The organism is Pseudomonas sp. TNT2022 ID642, from assembly GCF_028656995.1.
Classification (GTDB): Bacteria; Pseudomonadota; Gammaproteobacteria; order Pseudomonadales; family Pseudomonadaceae; genus Aquipseudomonas.
Window position 1 is genome coordinate 181,305 of record NZ_JAMDGW010000007.1, and the last position, 22,790, is coordinate 204,094.

The following is a 22,790-nucleotide window of genomic DNA, read 5'->3' on the forward strand; positions in this document are numbered from 1 at the left end:
CCCAGGAGAGGGAGCCGACCGCGGGGGCTTGCGTCATGCATCGACCTGGAAAAATGCGTCGATTGTGGATTCGGTAAAGCCCATTCCCTCACCCCAGCCCTCTCCCTGAGGGAGAGGGAGCCGACCGAGGTGTCTTGCGTCATGCATCGACCTGGAAAACCGCGTCGATGTTGGATTCGGTGACGCTCGGTCAGGTCGGTGTACTTCTGCAATATCCCCGGATCGGTCCCCTCTCCCTTTGGGCGGTCCGACGTTTCGGGAGGGTTAGGGTGAGGGCTGGTGAGCGACCACAAAAGCCTCATCCACCCGCGCCAGATCCTGCTCGTTCAAGGTCCCGGCGTAGTAATGCAACTTGGTCCAGGCCATCAAATAGTCGTACCGCGCCTGCGCCAGATCGCGGCGGGTGGTAAACAGTTGCTGCTCGGCGTTCAACGCGTCGAGGTTGGTCCGTTCGCCACCGAGAATGCTCTGCTTGGTCGACACCACCAACGCTTCCGCCGAGCTCAGCGCTTTCTGATAAGCGCGCAGTTTGCTCACCCCGGACAGGCAAGCGCTGAACTGCCGCCGCAGTTCAATCAGCGTTTCACGCGTCTTGCCATCAAGCTCGTACTCCGCCTGTTCCATGGTGCGGCTGGCCTGACGCGTCGAGGCCGACACCCCGCCACCGGCATACAACGGCACGCTGACTTCAAAACCGATGGTGTTGGTTTCGTAGCGCTGGTTGTAGGTGTTGCCGCTTTCCGATTCGTTCTGGCGCATCGAGGCGTAGGCATTGATTTTCGGCAGATGCCCGGCGCGATTGCGCTCCACCTCATAACGCGCAACTTCCACGGCCTGGCGTTGCGAAGCCAGATTCGGGTTATTGCTGATCGCCATTTCATGCCAAGTGTCGTAATTGGTCGGCATCAGCGCGAAGGTCTGGAAATTCTGATCCAGCGGCGCCAGATCACTAATATCCACCGCCGGAGTGCCGACCAGTGCTCCCAGCTCACGCAACGCGGCGTCCTGCTCATTACGCGCCTCGATCTCCTCGGCAGTCGCCAGCTCATAGCGCGACTCCGCCTCAAGAATATCGGTGCGCGTGCCCTCACCCTGCTTGAACATGTGCTCGTTCTGCTGGAACTGCTGCTCGTACGCCTTCTTCTTCGCCTGCGCGATGTCGATCTGATCCTGCGCGAACAGTGCCTTGGTGTAGTTGTCCAGCACGCGAACCAGCAACTCCTGACTCTTGCCGCGAAAGTTCTCGTCAGCGAACAACGACTGCGCGACGCCTTTGCGATAGGCGGCATAGGCCTCGTAGTCGAGCAGCGGTTGTTGCAGGGTCAGGGCCGAGCCGTAACTGCTGTAATTGCGATCATCGGTACGATTACGCGCGCGCTCATCGAGAGAAGTGGCTTTCGACGAGTTACGGCCCTTGTTGTAGGTGTAACCGATGCGCGGCAGCAGGCCGGCGCGGCCAATCGCCCGGTTCTCCAGACCTGCATCACGCTCCTTGATCGCCCCGAGGAACACCGGGTCATTGCGCAACGCCTGTTCGTAGATCTCGAACGGCCCCATGGCCGCTACTGCTGAGTGACTCGCGAGCAGCATCATTGCCGCCCCAAGCATGGAAAGCTTATTCATACAGCCGAACATCCTTATTCCTCGGTCAACGCGGAGCCGGCCCGGTCGAGCAGCGGTTTGAACAGATAGTTGAGGAGTGAACGTTCGCCGGTGCGCACGAACATTTCTGCCGGCATGCCGGGCTTGATCACCAGACCGTTGAGTTTCTCCATGGCCTGATCGCTGACGCTGCTGCGCAACACGTAGTACGGCACGCCGGTTTTCTCATCGACCATCTGGTCGGCGGAAATCAGACTGACCTCACCCGGAACGCGCGGAGTTTTGCTCTGGTTGAACGCGGTAAACAGAATGTCCACCGGCAAGTGCGCGCCAACCTTGTCGATCAGGTTGATCGGCAAGTGCCCTTCCACTTCCAGCCGGGTGCCTTGCGGGACAATTTCCAGCAGGGTTTCACCCTGACGCACCACGGCGCCCTCGGTGTGCACGCCGAGGTTGACTGCCACACCGTCAGCGGTGGCGATGATTTCGCTGTGTTGCAGGTCGAAACCGGCCGAAGTCAGTTGCTCCGACAGGGTCACGCTTTTCAGTTGCGCGTCGGCCAGTTGCGTGCGGACCTCCTTCTGGTATTCCTCGCCGTGCTGTTGCAGCTTCAGGCGCGACTCGAGGATGCCCTGCTCGACCCGGCCGCTTTCACCGGTGTTTTCCGCCAGTTGCTGCTGCACTTGCGACAGTTGACGCTGGTACTCCATCAAACGGTTGCGCGGGATGTAGCCGTTGTCGGCCAGCGGTTGCAGGTTGCTCAACTGTTGTTGCAGCGAGTCGGCCTGGGCATTCAGATCGGTACGGGCGCGGCGCATGCCGGCCAGTTGCGCGGTGGCGCCTTCGATGCTCGCACGCAGTCCGGCCTGTTCGCGGTAGTAGGCCTCGCGACGGCTGCTGAACAGTTGGCGCTGACCTTCCAGCACCAATGCCAGACGCGGATCCGGGTCGCTGCTCAGTTCTGCCGGAAAGGTCACTTGCTTGAGATTGTCGCGCTCAGCCTGCCAGCGCGCGAGGCTGGCCCAGGCCATGCGGTATTGCGCTTGCAGCGACTGCACGTCAGCCGCAACCTGGGTCTGATCGAGGCGGAACAGCGGCTGGCCCTGCTTCACGATTTCGCCTTCGCGCACCAGAATCCGGCTGACCACGCCGCTGCTCATCGACTGCACGGCTTTACGTTTGCCCGACACCACCACCGTGCCCTGCACCGGAATGCCTTGGTCCAGCGGCGCCAACGCCGCCCAGGTGAAAAAGCTGCCGGCGCCAACGATCGCCAGAATCCAGCCCATGCGCGCGAAGAACTTCGCATCGCGTTCCGGGCGTTCAGTGATGTAGGCGTGTTCCATCGTCGCTTCGTTTTCAGTGTTCATGCTTGCGCTGCTCATACACCCGAATTCCTTGTCGAGGGCTGATACTGACGGCTCATGCTGAGCCCGCCCGGTGCCTGTGCAGCTTTTTCCCGTTGTTGTTCTTGCTGGCCGGAAAGCGCTTTGAGCACATCCTGACTCTGGCCGAAAGCTTGCAGACGCCCGTCATTGAGAACCAGCAGCTTGTCGGCCTGGGCCAGCACCGAAGAACGGTGCGTCACCAGCACCACCGTGGTGCCTTGCGCTTTAAGCGCTGCGATGGCGCTGGCCAGAGCGGCTTCACCGACGGTGTCGAGGTTGGAGTTCGGTTCATCCAGCACCACCAGGCTCGGCGTTCCGTACATCGACCGCGCCAGGGCCACACGCTGTTTCTGGCCGCCGGACAAACCGCTGCCGTCCTCGCCCAGTTGCGTGTCGTAGCCTTGCGGCAGACGCAGGATCATTTCGTGCACACCGGCCTGTTGCGCGGCGGCGACGACTTTCTGCGGATCGGCCTCGCTGAAACGCGCAATGTTCTCGGCGATGCTGCCGCTGAACAGCTCGATGTCTTGCGGCAGATAACCGATGTACGGGCCGAGCTGGTCGCGGTTCCAGCGATGAATATCCGCGCCATCAAGACGCACGGTGCCGCCAAGGGTCGGCCAGACACCGACCAGCACTCGGGCCAGGGTCGATTTGCCGGAACCGGAAGCACCCAGCACACCGAGCACTTCGCCGGCATTCAGATTGAAATTGACCATTTGCAGGGTCGCCGCACGTTGCCCCGGTGGGCCGGCACTGACCTGTTCGAAGGTGATCTGGCCTTTTGGCGGCGGCAGCGCCATGGCGTCGTCGCTGGGCGGGAACGCTTGCAGCAGCGCATCGAGACGGCGGTAGGCCAGTTTCGCCCCGCTCCACTGCTTCCACACGGCAATCAACTGATCGATCGGGCTCAGTACACGCCCCATCAGAATCGAACCGGCGATCATCATCCCGGCGGTCATATCACCCTTGATCACCAGCAACGCACCCAGACCCAACACCAACGATTGCAGGCACAGGCGCAGGGTTTTACTCACAGAACTGATCACCGCACCGGTGTCACTCGCCTGGTTTTGCAGGCCGAGGAAGCGCGAGTGCACCTGGAACCAGCGCTTGCGCAGGGAACCGAGCATGCCCATCGCCTGAATGGTTTCGGCGTTGTGCAAATGGCTGGTGGCCAACTGGCTGGACTGTTGCGAATAACCGGCGGCTTCGCCCAGCGGCTTTTTGGTCATGTATTCGTTCAGGCACGCCAGGCCGATCAGCAGCAATGCGCCCGCCGTGGCGAGTACGCCGAGCCAGACGTTGAACAGGTAGATCACGAACAGATAGACCGGGAACCACGGCGCATCGAAGAACGCAAACAGCGCCGGGCCGGTGACGAATTGGCGAATGTGCGTCAGATCGCCCAGTGACTGCCCGGCGTTGCCCTCGCCCTTGAACAGGTTGCGCTCGAACGCCGCTTGGTAAACCCGCAGGTTGAAGCGGCGCTCCAACTGGCTGCCGATGCGGATCACGATAAAGCTGCGCACCACTTCCAGCAGGCCAATAAAGGCGAAGAAGCCGACCACCATCAGCGAGAGCATCGCCAGGGTCGTTTCGTTCTGCGACGACAGCACCCGGTCATAGACCTGGAGCATGTAGATGGAGGGCACCAGCATCAGCACGTTAATCAGTGCGGTAAAGCAGCCGACGCTGATCAGAATACTTTTATAGTCAGCCAATGCCTTGAATAAGGGAGCGGTGGCTGGGGCCTTCGCCATCTTCATCGATTCTTCCTGAAATGATGGGTCCCGCCGCACTTGGGCGAGGCTTCAATTAATGTTCCGCTTACCTGCGAAAGATGACTTGCAAGTACCCGCTTACACTTTCATAACAACTTGCGTAATTAATTGCGGCGCAGTTGTCAGTTCGCGCTTCTTATAACCATAGCGTGGCGCTTTATATTAAAACTTTGTCGCGTTCTGGATAATCAAGGTTGTTGCGCCACGCGCTCAAGGGTAATCACCAAGCCAGACTTCAAAGTCGTCTGATAAAACCCGTCACGTTGTCGACTGAAAAACTGGATTCTTGAACCTTCCTTGCCGGTGATCGACAGACCGTCAGGGTCGGGAAACCAGCCGATCGGGGTTGCTTCAAGCCAGGCACCCAGGCAGTCGGCGCCTTGGCCCAGGGTTTGGTTTTTAGCCAGATCCAAGAGGCAAGTGTTCGAAGGCTTGTCCTGCTGCTTTTGCGCTTTTGGATCTTCGCCTTGAGTCGACAAAGTTGCCTGCCAGTGACCGGCAAACGCCGAGGGTTCTTCGAGTCTGAGGCTGCTTGCCATACTGGTTTCTCCTGAAATCATGATGAGCGTCGCCGAGAGCCACGCCATTGCCTTGTAGGTAAAAGCTTTACAGATCATAGGAATATTCGCTCCGGCGTGTAGCCTTGCTTACAGAGCAACACGATGCAAGTGGAGAAAGCGGCGCATCACACGCCGCTTTCCACTGCTACATCACGCCACGATGTCGCTGCTGACTGCCTGGCCAACGGTGCTGACCTGGAAGTCCGCCACGCCGTGCCCGGAGAAGTCCACCGACAGCAAGCTGTTACCACCCGACGACGTCAGGATTGCGTCACCGGCGGCACCGGTGAAGCTGCTGACGAAGTGCAGGCCTGCGCCGTTGGTGATACCGGTCAGGTCGATTTTGTCCAGACCGCTGACGAAATCGAGAATCTGATCGATCGCACCTGGCTTGGAGTCAGAGCTGGCAGCGAACACAAACGTGTCCGAACCGGCACCGCCCCACAGCTTGTCAGCACCACCGCCACCCCAGAGGATGTCGTTGCCGGCACCGCCCTTGAGCTCGTTGGCCACGCTGTTGCCGATCAGCAGATCGTTACCCGAACCGCCAATGGCGTTTTCGATGATCGCGCCTTTGGCGATGGACACGTTGCCCACCATGCCGCCAACGTCGGAGAACGAGGCGTCTTTGAGGTTGATCTTCTGGTTCTGGGTGAAGCCCGAGAAGTCCAGAGTGTCCTTGCCGCCCGCGTCCCACACCGAGAACACCACCTTGTCACTCGACGACGAAGCGCTGAGGAAGTCGCGACCGGTGTTGGAGTTGAAGCCGTAGGTGGTGTCACCGGTACGGGTGGTGGTGTTGGCACCGTAGAGTTTCTGGATGGCAGCGATATCGTCCATCAGCGGGCCGGACGAATACGCTTCGACACCGCCCTTGCTGAAGTTCTGATTGGTGTTGCTTTCGCTCCAGTAGCTCATGACGCTGTAGCCGCGGGTGTCTTGCCCGTAGGACGCGTCGTTGTAGGTCGGGTTGCCATTGCCGGCGTTGTAATCGCCAGGGTGAGCGAGACCCAGGCTGTGGCCGATTTCGTGAGTCAGGGTCTGACGACCGTAGTTGTTCAGATCCGGATTCTTGTTCTGCGTGTAGCCACTGTTGATCAGGTACCACGAGGTGCCGTCATAACCGGCGCCGGTGCCTGGCAGATAAGCGAACGCTGCAGCACCATCCTGGCCACCGCTGTAGTTACCGAAGGTCATGTGGCCGTCACCGCCCGAGGCTTTCTCGGTGAAGGTCACGTTGGCCACGTCAGCCCAGGATTGCATGGCGAGCTTGGCCTGGGTTTGTTGTTGCGCACTGAACTGACTGAACCCAGTGATCCCGTGCTTGTTCATCGTGCTGGACGATGCCGAAGTCAGGAACGTATAGGTGAGTTCGATCTTGCCGCTGCCGTCCTTGTCCTGGTAGGCAGCGCCGTCGCGCAGCAACTGGGTTGCGGCCTGGTCGACGGAGAAGGAGGGTTTGCCATTGACCGTGAGGTTGCCGCCACGATCGTATTGATGGCTGAAGCTATTGATCTGGTTGTACGCCGAGCTGAAGGCTGCCAGCTGGAAAGCCTGTTCGGCGGTATCAATAGCATTCGTTTTAACTTTCGACATAAACACACTTCCTTGTTTAGCAATGGAACAGTTTTTGTCCGATAGGACTCTCTCTGGCGAGATCGTCCTATCACTCGCCCAATGAAGGCGTAAGAAACCTGACACAATTTGAAATCTGCCGTAAAGGATTTTTTTGAGATCAAATCGGGCTGTTTCGTAAAACTGCCGTAAACAAAGCGTGCGGAGGTGGAAGAATGTTTTAGTTGCGAAGCTTTTGCCTAATTGTCTGACGATTTTCTATTTAAATATTAAATATGGGTAAGTTGTTTTTTGTTAGGCGCGTCTCACTTTTCTGCACTTTATTAGTGCGACGCCAGTGTATTGATATCAACCAGATTGCTCACCCAAACTGTAGGAGCTGACGAGTGAAACGAGGCTGCGATCTTTTGACTTTGCCTTTCAAAAGCAAGATCAAAAGATCGCAGCCTGCGGCAGCTCCTACAGGGGAAAAGCGGGTCAGCTACCCGTGCGAATCTTGTTCCACACCCGCGTGCGGATCCGGTCAATGTTCAACGGCATCGCCTCCAGCGCAAACAGCTTGCCCATCATCTCCGGGCTCGGATAAACCTTGGTGTCGTTCTTGATGGCCGGGTCGATCAGGCTGTCCGCCTGCTCATTGCCATTGGCGTAGTGCACGTAGTTACTGATGCCGGCCATCACGTCCGGGCGCAGCAGGTAGTTCATGAACGCATAACCGGCCTTTTCATCCGGTGCATCCACGGGCATGGCGACCATGTCGAACCAGATGGCTGCGCCTTCCTTGGGAATCGCATAACCGATGTCGACGCCGTTTTTTGCTTCCTTGGCGCGGTTCTCGGCTTGCAGGATGTCGCCGGAGAAGCCGACCGCCACACAGATGTCGCCGTTGGCCAGGTCGCTGGTGTATTTCGAGGAGTGGAAGTAGCTGACGTATGGCCGGACTTTCATCAGCAGCGCTTCGGCCTTTTTATAGTCCTCGGGATTTTTGCTGTGGTGCGGCAGGCCCAGGTAGTTGAGCGCGGCCGGCAGCAATTCCGGGCCGTTGTCGAGGATCGCTACGCCGCACTTCTGCAGCTTTTCCATGTATTCGGGCTTGAAGATCAGATCCCAGGAGTCCACGGGCGCATTGTCACCCAGCACGGCTTTGACCTTGGCGATGTTGTAGCCGATGCCGGTGCTGCCCCACAGGTACGGAAAGCCGTGTTCATTATTCGGGTCGTTGGTCTGCAGGGCTTTGAGCAGCACCGGATTGAGGTTCTTCCAGTTCGGCAGCTGACTCTTGTCGAGTTTCTTCAGCGCCCCGCCCTGAATCTGCCGAGCCATGAAGTGGTTGGACGGAAACACCACGTCGTAACCGGATTTGCCGGTCATCAACTTGCCGTCGAGGGTTTCGTTGCTGTCGTAGACGTCATAGGTGACACCCACGCCCGTCTCTTTCTGGAAATTTTTTGTGGTGTCCGGTGCGATGTAGTCGGACCAGTTGTAAACCTTGACCGTTTCCGCTGCCTGAGCAAGGGAAACGGCGAGCATCAGCGGTGCCAGAGCGAGGGTCTTGCGGATCATGGATCGATTCCTGTGTGGGTTTTCTTTTTTGTTGGCAGGCAATCAAAGGATCAAACAATCAGAAAATCAGCACGTAGCTCTTGCGCACGGTTTCCTGGATATCCCAGATACCGAGCGTGTTGGCCGGCAACATCAGTGCGTCGCCACCTTGTATGTGCAGGGTTTCGCCGCCACCGTCGGGGGTGAACGTGCAACGCCCGGAAATGAAATGGCAGAACTCTTGCGCGGTGATCTGCCGGCGCCAGCGGCCCGGAGTGCATTCCCAGACGCCGGTTTCGACGCCGTCATCGCGCTCGACGCTGTTGGTCGAAGCAATCGCCACCGGTTCGCCGAGGGGGACGGCCACCGGGCTGGATTCATCGAGTGGCAGGGTTGCGGTGTTTTTGAACTGGGTAATGCTCATGGTCTGACCTGTCTTTGGGCTTGCTTGAATTAAATCGACGCTCAATGCATGAAACCTTCCATGAAGCCCGCGACCTGGCTGGCGAGTTTGCGCCGCCATGGCGCGGTCGCCGGGTTGGCCAGGGTCTGGTCTTCGTGGACGAAACTTTTGATGATCGCGTTGTAACCGAGCCAGCGACACGGCTCCGGCTCCCAGGCGCGCAGTGCATGAATGCCGCCGTCCGGCAGCACCCATGGCTGACGAACCAGTTCGGTGTCGCGCTCAAGAATCAGATCGGCCAGGGTGCGCCCGCCGAGATTGCTCGCACCGACGCCCTCCCCGCCATAACCGCCGGACAGCGCGATGCCATTGGCGCGATCGCAAAGCATGTGCGGTTTGAAGTGCCGGGACATGCCGAGGTTGCCGCCCCAGGCGTGGGTGATCTGCACGTTTTTCAGTTGCGGGAACAGTTCGCCGAACAGATAACGGCGCAGCTCGACCTCATCGCGGGTCAGATCGAAGTTATGGCGCAACTTGCCGGCAAACTGATAACCGCCGCGGGCACCGAAGATCAGGCGGTTGTCGGCACTGCGCTGGCCGTAGGTGACCTGACGACTGAACTCGCTGAATGCCTGGCCACGGCTGAGGCCGATTTCGTCCCAGGTCGCCGCCGACAACGGCTCGGTGGCGACAATCAGGCTTTGCACCGGCAGCTGATAGCGGCCCAGCGGTGGCAAGGTCACCGAGTAACCTTCGACGGCCGGCACAATCCAGCGACTGCGCACGCTGGCTTTGGCGGTGCGCAAGCTGCCCGACTGCCAATGGGTGACCGGGCTGTTTTCGTAGATCTTCACGCCCATGCTTTGCACGGTGCGCGCCAGACCGCGCACCAGTTTCGCCGGGTGGATGGTTGCCACGTGTGGCGCGTAAATCCCGCCATAAGGCTTGGCCACACGGATCTGCTGCGCCAGTTGCTCGGGGCTGAGCCAGCGGTAATCGTCGTCGGTCAGGCCCTGGGCGTGCAGCTTGGCCAGATATTCACGCAGCGTGGCTTCCTGCTCTGGATAGCGCGCCGCGCAATACAGCACGCCGCCCTTGCGGTAATCGCAATCGATGCCTTCACGCTCGAGGACGATTTCCACTTCATCGGGAATGCTGTGCAGCAGATCGAAAGAAGCGCGGCGCTGCTCTGGCGACAGCCCGGCCAGCAAGCGATCCTCGCCGAGCAGGTTGCCCATCAGCCAGCCGCCATTGCGCCCGGAAGCACCGAAACCGGCGGTCTGTGCTTCGACAATCGCAATGTCGAGGCCCGGTGCCAGTTTCTTCAGGTAGTACGCGGTCCACAGCCCGGTGTATCCCGCGCCGATGATCGCCACGTCGACGTCCAGATCTCGCTCAAGCTCGGGCCGCGCGGTCAGCGGCTCATCGAGTTGATCCATCCACAAACTGATAGTGCGCCACGCCGGCATGCAAGACTCCGCCACTGAAAACCTTCGATGGCGTCGATCCTAGTGGCTGTGCTCAGTCGATGTCTTGCGCGCGTGCCCGCAAAGAAATTTGTTTCGCGTAAGCCTTGGGCGACTGGCCGGTGTGCTGGCGGAAACAGCTATAGAACGCCGACAACGAATTGAAACCGGCGGCGAACGCCAGCTCATCAATGCGCAGCGGTGGCGTGGCGTTGTCGAGCGAGCGCAGCAGATGTTGCAGGCGCGCCTGATTGACGTAGCGATAGAAGCTTTGCCCGAGCACCTGATTGAGCAGATAGGAAATCTGATTGCGGCTGTACCCGCACTCCTTCGCCACCCGCTGCAAATCAAGTTCTGGATCGAGGTACGGTTGCTGTTTTTCGAAGTACTGCTGCAGGTCTTCGGCCATGAAGCTCAACTGGCGCGGCGACAGGCCCAGACGGCTGGCCGCTGGACGCTGACTGGGTACCGTTTTGCTGGCGGACTGCGCGCGCACCAATGAAGCGTATTCATTGACGCGCCAGATCAGCCCGTCCCTGACCGTGATCGCTTCGCTGGAACGAAACGACACCAACCCTTCACCACCGCGCAGCGTCACTTCATATTGGATGAACGCGGTGTTGCCATCGACGCGAATGCGGTCGCAATGCTCGAGCGCTTCGTCGGATTCGCGCGGCATGCTCACGCGCACGTATTCACGCAACTCATCGAGACCGAGCACCCGGTTCTGGAAGAAATCGTTGTACTGGATGTCCGGGTGGTACAGCGCCATGACGCTGTCGAGGTCGCGGTGCTTCCAGCTCAGGTGATAGCGCATGACCGTGGCCGCCGTGGCCTGGGTCTGTTCTGGGCCGTCGTCGTCGGCGTGCATAAAGGGCTCGGCGCAAAAGAAGCGAGCTTGCCGAAGTTCGGCGCGGGCTTCAATGGCTAATCCGTAGTGGCCCTTTGGCGATGATTGCGTAGGCCGTGACTTACATCAAAAAATGCGAAGCAATCGCAAAATGAACTGAAAAATCTCACAGGAATTTCACATCCGGATGCTACTTTTAACGTCAGTCACCGGTTGAGCCAATGAAGGCTCTTCCCACCTAACATGAGCAAACGGAAGCGCTCGATGAAGAAGGCGGGCAACATATGAATAAAGGGTCAAGCAAAGTCACCTTTCCCAACGCATGCCAGTTGATGCGCTGGCATTTTCATCCCATGGGTTTCGAGGCGACGATGGATGCGCCGGGCAGCATGATCGCCCGTCTGTTCGATCGCGCCAGTGGCGAAACCATGATCGCCATCGCTGGCATCCCGTGTGCGACGGTGATGAATGCAGCGGATGTCGAACGAATTATCGAGGCTGTGGAGGATGAGCTTGAAGCCTTCGTACCTCCGGAGTCTCTCAGGAGTTATGCATAAGCTTATGATTTAAAACAAAAAATCCCACAGAAATGTGGGCTTTTTTGTGGCTTATGCGCTTTGCTTGGCCGTTCGATGATCAACGAAAAACGGCTTGCCCTTGGCCACTCGGTCGGACGCCCGGGGCATGTTCACCGCTTGTGCCTCCTGCGGTTCGACATACCAGTAGCAATGGCTGACCGCACGGGTGATGCCGACATAAGCCAGGCGCAGGATCTCGTCCTTTTGCGCGCTGTCATACGGCTCGCTGTCGCCCGACTTGCCCAAACCTGCCATGCGGTAGACCTGGTTCTTGTAGGGCGAACTGGTCAGGTGCTGACAGTCACCGAGCAAAAACACCGCATCCGCCTGCAAGCCTTTGGCGCTGTGGTAGGTCAGTTGTTTCAGGCGCCGCGCTTCGTATGGCAAGCTCGAATCCACATTAACTACAGACTGAATATGCTCTTCAATCAATGACTTATCGCTGCTTTTTCGATAAAGCATCAAGATTGAATGACCCTGGCGGTAGTGCTCGGCGAGGCGTTGCCCCAAGGCCTGATCGTCGCGCTCCAGCACATTGACTGGCTGCAGCGGCTTGGGCGCACCGCTGGCCTTGGCTTTTTTGCCGGGGATCGCTGGCGCAGCGCGGACGATATGTTCAGCGGCATCGATGATGTGCTGGTGGCTGCGGTAGTTGTCACTGAGCATCACCCGCGTGGCGCTCGGCGACGGGAACTCCTTGTCGAACGCCATGAAGTAACTCGGCGAACTGCCACGCCAACCATAAATCGACTGCCAGTCATCGCCGACACACAGCAACGATGAACGCTGCGCACCCCGCCCGACATGCATGGCTGGACCACGGCTGCGGATTTCCGTGAGGCTGGCGCGAATCCACGAAACGATCTGCGGCGATACGTCCTGAAACTCGTCAATCATCAAGTGCGACAACGGCCTGAGTAACTCATCGCTCAACAGCTTGAGGTTCTCCGGCGAGTGCTCGCTGAACAGCGCGAACATGCGGTTGTAGGTCATGATCGGCGGCTTCTGGTCCAGCAGATGATCTTCAAAGGCCCGCCAGAACAGACTCAACGCCTCGAAGAAAAACCGATCTGGATCATCTTTGGCAAAGCTCATACGACCGACCGCGTCAGGCACGTCCAGGCCGAGGTTCTCGATGAAGCCTGCCGCTGCCACGAAGCAGTCGAGCAACGGCGCGGAGGCCAGCTCACCCTTGACCTTGTATTCAAAGCCCGGCCCGGCACTGGCATCACCGGCCAATGTTGCCAGTACACGTTTTGATGACTCGTAACTATCAAGCCAAATCAATGGCTTACGGCAGAAAGCTTGAAACAGGGTGCGCTTGACTGCCCACTCTGCGCGCACGCTGAGCTTGGCATTTGGCCGGCTGGTTTGCGGGTTTTCCCGCGGATCGAAGCCGAGCACCACCCAGGCATCCAGGCTCGGAATGTAACCATGGCAATGAAATTTTGCCCCGTTGATATCGAAACTCTGCCGGTTCGGCTCAATGCCCTTGATCGGCCACGCGCCAGCGCGGAACCACAGATCTTCGATGGCATCGCACAGCTCTTCGTCGCGCCGCGACGCCAGCTCCGTTACCGCTACGCGCTTCTGCACGTCGGGGTGATCACGCTCCAGTTCCTTGAGCTGTAAACCAGCGCGCGACAACGGCTGAATCAACTGACGGAAACGCTCGTCGTCATTGAACAAGCGGTGATAACAGGCGTTGAGTTGCTGGCGTTGTGCATCGTTGATACGCAGGTCGAACGGGTTACTGTCGACCTCCTGCTCATCACCTTGTACGCGGTGGCTGAGGTTTTCAAAGGCCTGCAGACGTTCGAAACCCGGCAAGCTGCGCACCATCGGCAAAATGCGCGAGTGGAAGGTGCGCACCAGGTCGCGTGCCTGGCGCAGGTTCAGCGCTTGCCCCCAGAGCGCGAACAGCTCAATCAATTTGTTGATGAAATCCTTGCGCGACTCGCGGGTGAAGGTCACCACGGTCATCGAATCCAGCTCAAAACCCAGATAGTGGTTGAGCAAGAGGATACGCAGCACCAGCGTGGTGGATTTGCCCGCGCCCGCGCCAGCAACCACTGAGGTTGACGGGGTTTCGCTGAAAATCATCTTCCATTGTGCGGCGCTCGGCTGAGCGTGCTCCGGCAGCAAACGGGCGACATCGGCCTTCATGCGCTTTTTCAGCTCGGCCGTCAGCGGCAGACGCCAATCGTCAAACAGATGGTTATCGACGTTGGGCGGTCGATGTTCAGTGTTACGACTGTCACGGATCAGCAGCACCTGACGGCCTTCTTCAAGCCCCTCAAGCTTGCCTTCCTTAAAGCCATATTCGACGCCAGCGGTATGCCCGCTGCGGAAACCGTCCGCCTGACCGTGCAACCACGATGCACGGTGCTGCGCGCGCAAGCGGGTCAAGCCGTGGCCGAAGAAGCGTGCCGCCAGGCGTTTGAACCAAGGCATCTCGGCCAGGGGGCGAAGTTCGGGAGGAAGATCGGGGGTGTGTTGCGCCACGCTGACGGGCTCCAGTGTGTGAGGCTGTTGCGGCTATGGTGTCTGTATTTGCCGTTCAGTTCTAGCGAAAAGCTTACAGGTCATTGGTTTAGGCGATGAACTGAAGGTGGGATGAGACACTTTCGAGCTGCTTTCTTATCTGTAATTTCGATCATAACGCCGCATTTTTTACGCTTTTTATCGATTATTAACTGATAGATGATGGCCGTCATAAACCACCGGTGTCGCGTTGGGTGTCAACCATTCACACCCTATGACGAACCCTTTGAGGAGACGATCATGCTTGAACTCAGACCTTTCAGCTCGCTGGGCGGCGCCCATCACGGCTGGTTGGATGCCCATCATCACTTTTCGTTCGCCGAGTACTACGACCCTCAGCGCATGAACTGGGGCAACCTGCGGGTGTGGAACGATGACGTGATCGCGGCGGGCACTGGCTTCCCGCAGCACCCGCATCGCGACATGGAAATCATCACCTATGTCCGTGAAGGCGCAATTACTCACCAGGATAATCTGGGCAACAAGGGCCGTACCGAGGCTGGCGATGTTCAGGTGATGAGTGCCGGCACCGGCATCGCTCACAGCGAATACAACCTGGAAGCGAAAGACACCAAGATCTTCCAGATCTGGATTCTGCCGACGGAAACCGGCGCCCCGCCATCGTGGGGTGCGAAACCATTTCCGAAAGGCCAGCGTGAAGGCTTTGTCACCTTGGCCAGCGGCAAGGACGGCGATGACCAGAGCTTGCGGATTCGCGCTGATGCAAGATTGGTCGCGGCCAATCTCAAAGCGGGCGAAACCGCGGAATATCATCTGGATGAAGGCCGTCGCGCGTATCTGGTGCCGGCCACCGGCGTGATTGAAGTCAACGGTTTGCTTGCACAAGCCCGAGACGGTGTGGCAGTGGCGCATGAGCGAGTGTTGAGCGTTACGGCCATCGAGGACAGCGAGATCGTCCTGGTGGATCTGGCTTGATGGCGTAAATGGCAGGCAAAAAAAGGGGCAACCATCACGGTTGCCCCTTTTTTCATGCGCTTGCCAACATCATCAGCCGGAGATGGCACCATCTACCAGCGTTTGTGCTTCGACGACCAATTGCTTCAGGTGGTCGTCGCTGATGAAGCTTTCAGCGTAGATCTTGTAGATGTCTTCAGTGCCCGACGGACGCGCGGCGAACCAGCCGTTTTCCGTCATCACTTTCAGACCGCCGATCGCCTGATCGTTGCCCGGTGCATGGCTGAGAATGCTCTGGATTTTCTCGCCGGCCAGTTCGGTCGAAGTCACTTGCGCAGGTGACAGCTTGCTAAGCAGTGCTTTCTGCTCCGGATTGGCCTTGGCATCGACGCGCACCGAAAACGGTTCGCCCAGCTCATCGGTCAATGCCTTGTAGGCCTGGCTCGGATCGCGACCGGTGCGCGCGGTCATTTCGGCGGCGAGCAAGGCCGGGATCAAACCGTCCTTATCCGTGCTCCACACGCCACCGTCCTTGCGCAGGAACGATGCCCCCGCACTCTCTTCGCCACCGAAACCGAGCGAGCCATCGAACAGGCCATCGGCGAACCATTTGAAACCGACCGGAACTTCGTACAGACGACGGCCCAGGCGCTTGGCCACGCGATCGATCAAGCCGCTGCTGACCACGGTTTTACCCACGCCAGCGTCCGCGCGCCATTGCGGACGGTTCTGGAACAGGTAATCAATCGAAACGGCGAGATAGTTGTTCGGCGCGAGCAAACCACCGGACGGTGTCACGATGCCGTGGCGATCGTGATCGGGATCACAGGCAAAAGCCACGTCGAAGCGCTCTTTCAGGCCGATCAGGCCCTGCATCGCGTGGCTCGACGACGGATCCATGCGAATCTGGCCATCCCAATCGACGGTCATGAAACGGAAGGTCGCGTCGACTTCCTTGTTGACCACTTGCAGATCGAGGCGGTAATGCTCGGCAATCGCCGACCAGTAGCGCACCCCTGCTCCGCCCAGCGGATCAACGCCCAGACGCAGCTTGGCGTCACGAATAGCGTCGAAATCGATCACGTTGATCAGGTCGGCAACGTAGGTGTTCACATAGTCGTGACGATGGGTCGTGCTGGCTTTCAGCGCCTGCTCGTAGCTGATGCGCTTCACACCGGCGAGTTTGGCGGCCAGCAGTTCATTGGCCTTGGCTTCGATCCATTTGGTGATGTGGGTGTCGGCCGGCCCGCCGTTGGTTGGGTTGTACTTGTAACCACCGCTTTGTGGCGGGTTGTGCGACGGCGTGATGACGATGCCGTCCGCCAGGCCCGAAGTGCGGCCACGGTTGTAACAGAGAATGGCGTGGGAAATAGCGGGAGTCGGCGTGTATTCATCACCTTCGGCGATCATCACGGTCACACCGTTGGCCGCCAGTACTTCCAGCGCGCTGGCCCCGGCCGGTGTCGACAGTGCGTGGGTGTCGATGCCGACAAACAGCGGTCCGGTGATCCCTTGGGCTTCGCGGTACAGACAGATCGCTTGGCTGATGGCCAGAACGTGCCACTCGTTGAAACTCAAGTCGAACGAGCTGCCCCGGTGTCCGGATGTACCGAACGCGACACGCTGAGTGGAAATCGAGGCGTCGGGCTGTCCCGTGTAGTAGGCCGTTACCAGTCGCGGGATATCGACCAACAATTCTGCCGGTGCCGGTTTGCCCGCAAAAGGACTGAGTGTCATGCAAAACCTCTGAAATAGAGTGGTTCAGGAATAGAGCGCAGTTTACTGGCAGTTTGACCGCAGTGCGATGGGATCTATCCGGCACTCTCCCGATGTTTTTTAACGTTAGTCACCGGGCGCAAGGCGCAAGGCGTCACCGAGCAGCCCGACCACGCTGGCCAGATCATGTTCGCCATGACTCAACGGACTCAATCGCACATGCTGCGCATGCAGGCCTTGCAGGCTGAACAGCTCGCCCGGCGCAACAATGATCTGCTGCCTGAGCAGGTGCTGAAACACATGCCCCATATTCACCGGACGCAACGAGCGCACCCAGACGGTCGCCCCACCCTTGGGTTCGACAATCTGCAACGCATCGCCAAGTCGCTCGCGCAACAACTCGATCAATTGCGTACGACGCTCCTTGAGCATTCGCCGCAGCACCAACAAATGCTGATCCAGCCGGCCGCCTCCCAATAGCCTGGCAATGGCCTTCTGGCGAATCGGCGACAAGCGAAACGCGCGCAACAGGAAATGTCGCTGCAACTCATTGCGCCAATGCCGTGACAGCAGAAAGCCGAAAGGTGCCTCGGCGCCAATGAATTTCTCGAACGTGGAAAACACCAGCAAACGGTCAGGATCCAGCCAGTCACGCAACCGCTGGGGATCCCCGCCTTCGTGAAGTTCGCTGTAACAATCGTTTTCCAGCACCCAGGTGCCATGACACCCGAGCAAATGTGCAATTGCCTGCTGGTTGCTCAGCGGTATCAGGCTTCCCCGGGGCATGCTCAACGCCGACGACAACAGAATCAGCCGCACCGCCTCGCTCTTGAGCAGCGACTCCAGCCGCTGTGGATCAATCACGCCGCCAGCAAGCAGAGGCAACTCGATGACGCGTACTTCTGCGGCGGCCAGCAAGCGCAAAATCACCCAGTCACAGGGCGATTCCACGATGACGGTGGCCCGACGCAACTCAAGCACTGAAATCAGTATTTCCAGAACCCCGCGCAGGTCTGCGCCAATATAAACGTCATCCGCACGCCAATAGTTGGCGGTTGACGAGGTGTAACGTGCGGCGAGTACCGTACGCAACTCCAGCTCGCCGCAGGGTTGCACCAGCGCTTGTGGCTGACGCGGATACTGGCGCAGCAGCTCCCGTTCCAGCATTAACAACGGACTGTCGAGCGGTTGCAATGAGGCCGGATCATCCGCGCTGAGCACGCACATGCCCGGCCGTCTTGCGTTGACATAAACGGTTTCCAGCAAATCACTGCCACTTTCCGGCGCATCCACCACGTGCAACGCTTGCGCGTAATAGCCGGACTTGGCGATCGAATACACCCGACCTTCCTTTTCCAGCAGCGAATAGGCGTATTGGACAGTCGAGATCGACACATTGAGTCGATCAGCCAGTTGACGCAGAGAGGGCAAGCGCACCGCCGCACTACTCCCCGCCTCGTCTATCAGCAACGTCAGATATCGATACACCGCCTGATAAACGAAGTCGTTCTCCCTCGACGCTTTCACGAGCCCGCATCCGTGGGCATGGGTTTGTCTCCCTGCAAGTGGCTCACGGTCAACCTTCTGCCGAGCGGTCGACTGTCGATTCGGCGCTCGCGTTGTCCTCGTTTTCGTTTTTTGAAGCCGCGTCGCTAGCGGCAGGCATACGAATCGGGCCCATTTTGTACAGCCGCACAATCAACCTGACGGGCAGACCACTGACATCTGTCATCCATTTCATGACCTGCTCCGGCGCATGCAGGCCCTGCATGGCCCGGTGCAGCTCCGGCAACGCCACCAACATGCCAGGGTGACAATTACGCAAAAACCGCTCAAGCCCGGCGCCACCGTTGATGAACGGAGCAAACAGCAGGCACGTCAGCTGGATTTCATTCAGGTCGAAATTGGCCAACAGGGCGCTTTCTGCCTGGATACGCAGATGTTCGGGTTCCTGCAGATTGCCGAAGCTCGCCAGCAACTGCTCGCAAACAGGTTCGGGGACCTGCTTTTGCCGCATCGTGATCAGGCTGCTTTTCAGGTAATCAGCGACACCGGCCTCATAGGTCCGACCTTCGATGAATTGCGCCTGCAAGCCTTGCAAGTGTGCAGCCACCACAGGCTCAACGTGTTCATCATCGCCTTGATAAAGCGTCAGGTCATCAGCCTGAAAACCCAGAAAGTCACTCAGCAAAGGCCAGCGCTCTTCGAGTTTGCCGACAATCATGTCGTTGATACTGATAAAGCTGGTACGCCGACAGGCTTCAAACTGACCTTCTGGCCGCCAGCTTACCCGCTCCTCTTCGGGGTAAAACTCGCGGTAATAATCACCGCCCAAGCCGTCGAGCAGCGGGAACAGCATTTCAAAGCCGACAGAAGCCGCCTGCGGCCCGGCAATCGCAGCTTTCTGCACTGCACGCCCCAGACCGTCGAGGAAGTGGTTTTGCCGACGCGCGGACTCACTGCCGATCATGGCATCGACGCCATTGTTCCAGCGGGCCACCTGCCCGTAGAACTCGGCGGTGGCCAGATAAGCGTCATCCCATAGTTCCAGCGGCTCATTCCAGGTGCGACGATGCCCGATCAGCAGCAGGTTGATGCGGCTGGCCTCACGACCGGCCTCGCCAATGGGTGCCTGATGATCAAACGGTAAAACCTCGCGGTGATTGACCATCACCAGTTCCACACGGGGGTCGTCATACAGAAACAATGCGCTGTAGCTACGGTGCATGTTTTGCAGCGACGCCTGGCTGCTGCCGTTCCAGCGCAAGTTGGCCACCCGCAACTGGAAGGTCGCCGGTGACCGACCCGCGATGGTCAGCTGCGCCGCCCGCAGCAATGCCAGCGTGTAACAACTGTCGCGAGACCCTGACTGGTTCACCAGCACCTTGAAATGACCGATGTTCTCCATACCGCCAGCGGCCACTGCCAGTCGCTGGATCAGCAACTGCAGCGCCGTGCGTTCTGCGCGGGAGAAGAAACTCAGCAAACGTTGCAATACTTGCTGGTAGACATAGTTCATTGCCTGATCATGGATCGTGCTCATCGGTATTTACCCGGTATCGAAAGTTTCATGCCGCGCGCACTGAGATATCAGCCAGCAGCAATTCATCAATAAGTAATAGACGTTCGAATGCTAACACTTACAAGTTTGTAGTTATTTGAAACACTTGAACTGACAAAACCCCTCGCGCCGCCGAGAGACAGCCTCAAGCCACTGTAATTACTGGGGTATTTTTTTCGGGACGCAGTCCTAGGAAACTTCCCACAAGGTCCCACGGCAAGTGAGTACAAGAAAAAGAGAAGCGGTTTCCGAATAGCCCTACAACAATTAAACAAAAGTTGCCTTGATCAATCGACTTATTCGTTTGATATCGCGCAGGACAAAATGAATGCACAGCCATGACTCATTCCTTGAGATGAAAGTAATCATTCAATTATCAGGGCTTACATTGTGATTAGAAGATACAGATCGAGAGCAAAAACCAGTTCAGTTGCTGAAACGGTTCCCGGTGCAGCATCAGGAAGCTCTGTTTTTTCAGGAGGGAGGCTAAACGCAGAAGAGTCCGTGGGGCCACGGACTCTGATGACAGGGCTTACGCCGGTTCGACTTGCAGGGCGACCCGTTCGCGGCATGGGCACTCGTCCATGTAGCGATGCGCTTCGACGAACTCGTTGAACGGAAATACACGCGTCTTCAGCGGCAGCAACACGCGGTCAGCGGTCAACTGGTTGATGTCACGCAAGGCACGCTGCAAAGCGACGTGATCCTGAGTAATGCCCAGTTCAGGCTTGCCGGTGAAGTTGCCGATGCAGTGCACGAAGAACTGAATGTTCTTCTGGAACGCTGCGCAAGCCGGGAACGGCGTCTGGTTGCCGCCCTGCAAGCCGTACAACACCAGGCTGCCACGCGGCGCCAGCACATCGCCAAGCAGCGACATCTGCGGGCCGCCAAGACCGTCGAACACCACGTCGACACCGCGGTTGTCGGTGATCTTGTTGATTCGCATCAACAGATCTTCCTCTTCGGTAACGATGACCTTTTCTGCGCCAAGGGACAGCAGGTACTCGCGCTCCTCCGCCTCTTTGGTGGCGGCAATCACCCGTACACCCATCGCCTTGCCCAGTTGGACAAACGAAGGACCGGCGCAATGACTGGCATCAGTGACCAGCGCGAACTGCCCCGGTTTGACCCGCGCCAGATCGGCGTAGGCAAAGTAGGCGATCAGCAACGGCGTGTAATGCACGCTGGCTTCGATCGGGCTGAGCACGTCCGGATAACGGGTCAGCGCGGTACGCGGCAGCACGATCGATTCGCCGTAGACCGGGTAGTCGTTCGCACTCTCGGCCGGAAAGCTGGCGACCTTGTCACCCACTGCAAGATCATCGACACCGTCGCCGACAGCGGTGATCACACCGGCCATCTCGTGACCAAGACCTGCAGGCAGTCGCGCCTGAGACGAGGCCAGATTCTGACGCCAGAGGGTGTCGTACCAGCTGATGCCGATTGCCTCGACACGCACCTGCACTTCGCCAGGACCTGGCTGAGCGGCCGCATGCTCTTCGCATTTGAGCACCTCGGCCGGACCAAACTTGTGAAAACGGATCGTGCGGGACATCGCAAACCTCGTCAAAGTAACCTCTAATGCCATGAACTCTATCTGGGCTTTTGACCCAAGACTATCAGTGGCTATTAATAGTCGACATGCCTGTCATTGATTCCGCAACAGGGGCGGCATTGGCAAAATCCATGAAAAAACTGCTGCCACCGTCTCAGTTAAGCTGAATTTTCCGGTGCAGAGTACCAGCCTTTCCCCGTAAGATTCATGCCGGCCATTGTTCTCATATGGCTGCTCTCGTCAAGCTTGATGACTCTGCCAGGACTCCAGATGAATCGTAATGACCTGCGTCGTGTCGACCTGAACCTGTTGATCGTATTCGAAACATTGATGCACGAACGCAGTGTGACCCGGGCGGCAGAAAAGCTGTTTCTCGGTCAACCGGCGATCAGTGCGGCGCTTTCGCGCCTGCGCAGCCTGTTCGATGACCCGCTATTCGTGCGCACCGGGCGCAGCATGGAACCGTCCGCCCGCGCGGTGGAAATCTTCGCCCTGCTCTCGCCGGCCCTCGATTCGATTTCGACCGCCGTCAGCCGCGCGGCCGAATTCGACCCGGCGACCAGCACCTCGGTATTCCGTATCGGTTTATCGGATGACGTCGAATTCGCCCTGCTGCCCATGCTGCTCAAACGCCTGCGCGCCGAATCGCCGGGAATCGTGCTGGTGATCCGTCGCGTCAACTACATATTGATGCCGGGCCTGCTGGCTTCCGGCGAGATCTCCATTGGCGTCAGCTACACCACAGACCTGCCAGCCAACGCCAAGCGCAAGGTCCTGCGCCGCAGCGCACCAAAACTGCTGCGCGCCGACACCGTGCCGGGGCCGCTGAGCCTGGATGACTACTGCGCGCGTCCGCATGCACTGGTGTCGTTTGCCGGTGACCTCAGTGGCTTTATTGATGAAGAGCTGGAGAAGCTGGGGCGCAAACGACATGTAGTACTGGCTGTGCCGCAGTTCAATGGTTTGAGTACGTTGTTGGCCGGCACTGACATCGTGGCGACCGTGCCGGATTACACGGCGGAGGCGCTGACGGCGGCTGGCGGCGTTCGCGCGGAAGATCCGCCGTTGCCTACGCGTACGTTTGAGTTGCATATGGCGTGGCGTGGGTCGCAGGATAATGACCCGGGTGAGCGGTGGTTGCGGTCGCGGATTCAGATGTTTTTTGGGGATCCGGATAGTCTTTGATCGAAGCAAAGAAAAAACCAAACCGCAAATTGTTCCAGCGCAGGATCCTACCTGCGCTTGAATTTA

Annotated in this window: 17 protein-coding genes; 3 read left to right on the top strand and 14 right to left on the bottom strand. The window is 58.5% G+C overall.

Going from position 1 to position 22,790, the window contains the following annotated elements:
• Positions 1–264: 264 nt before the first annotated feature.
• The 9 genes from M5G26_RS06725 to M5G26_RS06765 all read right to left on the bottom strand — a co-directional run bounded on the left by M5G26_RS06725 (position 265) and on the right by M5G26_RS06765 (position 11,191).
• Positions 265–1,635, bottom strand: a complete 1,371-nt coding sequence (locus M5G26_RS06725; protein WP_273914794.1) for a TolC family outer membrane protein — start codon at positions 1,633–1,635, stop codon at positions 265–267.
• Between the two features lie 2 nt (positions 1,636–1,637).
• A complete protein-coding gene (locus M5G26_RS06730) occupies positions 1,638–2,987 on the bottom strand; it encodes an HlyD family type I secretion periplasmic adaptor subunit (protein ID WP_134177450.1) in 1,350 nt (449 codons plus the stop codon).
• Entirely contained in the window at positions 2,984–4,759 is a 1,776-nt protein-coding gene (locus tag M5G26_RS06735) for a type I secretion system permease/ATPase (RefSeq protein WP_273914795.1), read from the bottom strand. The genes M5G26_RS06730 and M5G26_RS06735 overlap by 4 nt, the downstream gene beginning before the upstream one ends.
• Before the next feature lie 203 nt (positions 4,760–4,962).
• Positions 4,963–5,391 carry an AprI/Inh family metalloprotease inhibitor gene (locus M5G26_RS06740; protein ID WP_166674990.1) on the bottom strand — a complete coding sequence of 143 codons (429 nt, stop codon included), beginning with the start codon at positions 5,389–5,391 and terminating at the stop codon, positions 4,963–4,965.
• A 93-nt stretch (positions 5,392–5,484) separates the two neighbouring features.
• Positions 5,485–6,930 (bottom strand): serralysin family metalloprotease, encoded by a 1,446-nt coding sequence (locus M5G26_RS06745; protein ID WP_273914796.1) that lies wholly within the window; start codon positions 6,928–6,930, stop codon positions 5,485–5,487.
• Between the two features lie 456 nt (positions 6,931–7,386).
• Positions 7,387–8,472 (bottom strand): polyamine ABC transporter substrate-binding protein, encoded by a 1,086-nt coding sequence (locus M5G26_RS06750; protein ID WP_122600468.1) that lies wholly within the window; start codon positions 8,470–8,472, stop codon positions 7,387–7,389.
• Between the two features lie 58 nt (positions 8,473–8,530).
• Entirely contained in the window at positions 8,531–8,875 is a 345-nt protein-coding gene (locus M5G26_RS06755; protein WP_273914797.1) for a cupin domain-containing protein, read from the bottom strand.
• A gap of 41 nt (positions 8,876–8,916) precedes the next feature.
• Positions 8,917–10,323, bottom strand: a complete 1,407-nt coding sequence (locus tag M5G26_RS06760; protein WP_273914798.1) for an NAD(P)/FAD-dependent oxidoreductase — start codon at positions 10,321–10,323, stop codon at positions 8,917–8,919.
• A 52-nt stretch (positions 10,324–10,375) separates the two neighbouring features.
• Positions 10,376–11,191 (bottom strand): helix-turn-helix domain-containing protein, encoded by an 816-nt coding sequence (locus M5G26_RS06765; RefSeq protein ID WP_273914799.1) that lies wholly within the window; start codon positions 11,189–11,191, stop codon positions 10,376–10,378.
• Between the two features lie 263 nt (positions 11,192–11,454).
• Between M5G26_RS06765 and M5G26_RS06770 the strand changes: the two genes are divergently transcribed.
• Positions 11,455–11,727 carry a DUF1652 domain-containing protein gene (locus M5G26_RS06770; RefSeq protein WP_038367758.1) on the top strand — a complete coding sequence of 91 codons (273 nt, stop codon included), beginning with the start codon at positions 11,455–11,457 and terminating at the stop codon, positions 11,725–11,727.
• A gap of 51 nt (positions 11,728–11,778) precedes the next feature.
• Here M5G26_RS06770 and M5G26_RS06775 read toward each other — a convergent pair whose 3' ends face one another.
• Positions 11,779–14,253, bottom strand: coding sequence for a UvrD-helicase domain-containing protein (locus tag M5G26_RS06775; protein ID WP_273914800.1), 2,475 nt, complete (start codon positions 14,251–14,253; stop codon positions 11,779–11,781).
• Positions 14,254–14,532: 279 nt separating this feature from the next.
• Between M5G26_RS06775 and M5G26_RS06780 the strand changes: the two genes are divergently transcribed.
• Positions 14,533–15,228: a pirin family protein gene (locus M5G26_RS06780; protein WP_150692386.1), complete on the top strand. Its 696-nt coding sequence runs from the start codon at positions 14,533–14,535 to the stop codon at positions 15,226–15,228.
• 72 nt (positions 15,229–15,300) lie between these two features.
• Here the strand turns inward: M5G26_RS06780 and pgm are convergent, their stop codons facing one another.
• From pgm to M5G26_RS06800, 4 genes are all read right to left on the bottom strand, one after another.
• Positions 15,301–16,944, bottom strand: coding sequence for a phosphoglucomutase (alpha-D-glucose-1,6-bisphosphate-dependent) (gene pgm / locus M5G26_RS06785; RefSeq protein WP_007914911.1), 1,644 nt, complete (start codon positions 16,942–16,944; stop codon positions 15,301–15,303).
• Between the two features lie 105 nt (positions 16,945–17,049).
• Positions 17,050–18,450 carry an aminotransferase-like domain-containing protein gene (locus M5G26_RS06790; RefSeq protein ID WP_150692385.1) on the bottom strand — a complete coding sequence of 467 codons (1,401 nt, stop codon included), beginning with the start codon at positions 18,448–18,450 and terminating at the stop codon, positions 17,050–17,052.
• Between the two features lie 49 nt (positions 18,451–18,499).
• The gene (locus tag M5G26_RS06795; RefSeq protein WP_273914801.1) at positions 18,500–19,966 is read right to left on the bottom strand and encodes a hypothetical protein; all 1,467 of its coding nucleotides are present in this window, start codon (positions 19,964–19,966) and stop codon (positions 18,500–18,502) included.
• A gap of 550 nt (positions 19,967–20,516) precedes the next feature.
• A complete protein-coding gene (locus M5G26_RS06800; RefSeq protein ID WP_016983050.1) occupies positions 20,517–21,539 on the bottom strand; it encodes a zinc-dependent alcohol dehydrogenase family protein in 1,023 nt (340 codons plus the stop codon).
• Positions 21,540–21,809: 270 nt separating this feature from the next.
• Here M5G26_RS06800 and M5G26_RS06805 point away from each other — a divergent pair, with 270 nt between their 5' ends.
• Complete coding sequence (locus M5G26_RS06805) at positions 21,810–22,724, top strand: LysR family transcriptional regulator (protein ID WP_007914920.1); 915 nt, start codon at positions 21,810–21,812, stop codon at positions 22,722–22,724.
• Positions 22,725–22,790: the final 66 nt, after the last annotated feature.

What these genes read in the sequence shown, in the direction of transcription:
- M5G26_RS06725 (WP_273914794.1), bottom strand. Translation starts at nt 1,635, where the DNA reads ATGTTCGGCTGTATGAATAAGCTTTCCATGCTTGGGGCGGCAATGATG.
- M5G26_RS06730 (WP_134177450.1), bottom strand. Translation starts at nt 2,987, where the DNA reads ATGAGCAGCGCAAGCATGAACACTGAAAACGAAGCGACGATGGAACAC.
- M5G26_RS06735 (WP_273914795.1), bottom strand. Translation starts at nt 4,759, where the DNA reads ATGAAGATGGCGAAGGCCCCAGCCACCGCTCCCTTATTCAAGGCATTG.
- M5G26_RS06740 (WP_166674990.1), bottom strand. Translation starts at nt 5,391, where the DNA reads ATGATCTGTAAAGCTTTTACCTACAAGGCAATGGCGTGGCTCTCGGCG.
- M5G26_RS06745 (WP_273914796.1), bottom strand. Translation starts at nt 6,930, where the DNA reads ATGTCGAAAGTTAAAACGAATGCTATTGATACCGCCGAACAGGCTTTC.
- M5G26_RS06750 (WP_122600468.1), bottom strand. Translation starts at nt 8,472, where the DNA reads ATGATCCGCAAGACCCTCGCTCTGGCACCGCTGATGCTCGCCGTTTCC.
- M5G26_RS06755 (WP_273914797.1), bottom strand. Translation starts at nt 8,875, where the DNA reads ATGAGCATTACCCAGTTCAAAAACACCGCAACCCTGCCACTCGATGAA.
- M5G26_RS06760 (WP_273914798.1), bottom strand. Translation starts at nt 10,323, where the DNA reads ATGCCGGCGTGGCGCACTATCAGTTTGTGGATGGATCAACTCGATGAG.
- M5G26_RS06765 (WP_273914799.1), bottom strand. Translation starts at nt 11,191, where the DNA reads ATGCACGCCGACGACGACGGCCCAGAACAGACCCAGGCCACGGCGGCC.
- M5G26_RS06770 (WP_038367758.1), top strand. Translation starts at nt 11,455, where the DNA reads ATGAATAAAGGGTCAAGCAAAGTCACCTTTCCCAACGCATGCCAGTTG.
- M5G26_RS06780 (WP_150692386.1), top strand. Translation starts at nt 14,533, where the DNA reads ATGCTTGAACTCAGACCTTTCAGCTCGCTGGGCGGCGCCCATCACGGC.
- pgm (WP_007914911.1), bottom strand. Translation starts at nt 16,944, where the DNA reads ATGACACTCAGTCCTTTTGCGGGCAAACCGGCACCGGCAGAATTGTTG.
- M5G26_RS06795 (WP_273914801.1), bottom strand. Translation starts at nt 19,966, where the DNA reads ATGAGCACGATCCATGATCAGGCAATGAACTATGTCTACCAGCAAGTA.
- M5G26_RS06800 (WP_016983050.1), bottom strand. Translation starts at nt 21,539, where the DNA reads ATGTCCCGCACGATCCGTTTTCACAAGTTTGGTCCGGCCGAGGTGCTC.
- M5G26_RS06805 (WP_007914920.1), top strand. Translation starts at nt 21,810, where the DNA reads ATGAATCGTAATGACCTGCGTCGTGTCGACCTGAACCTGTTGATCGTA.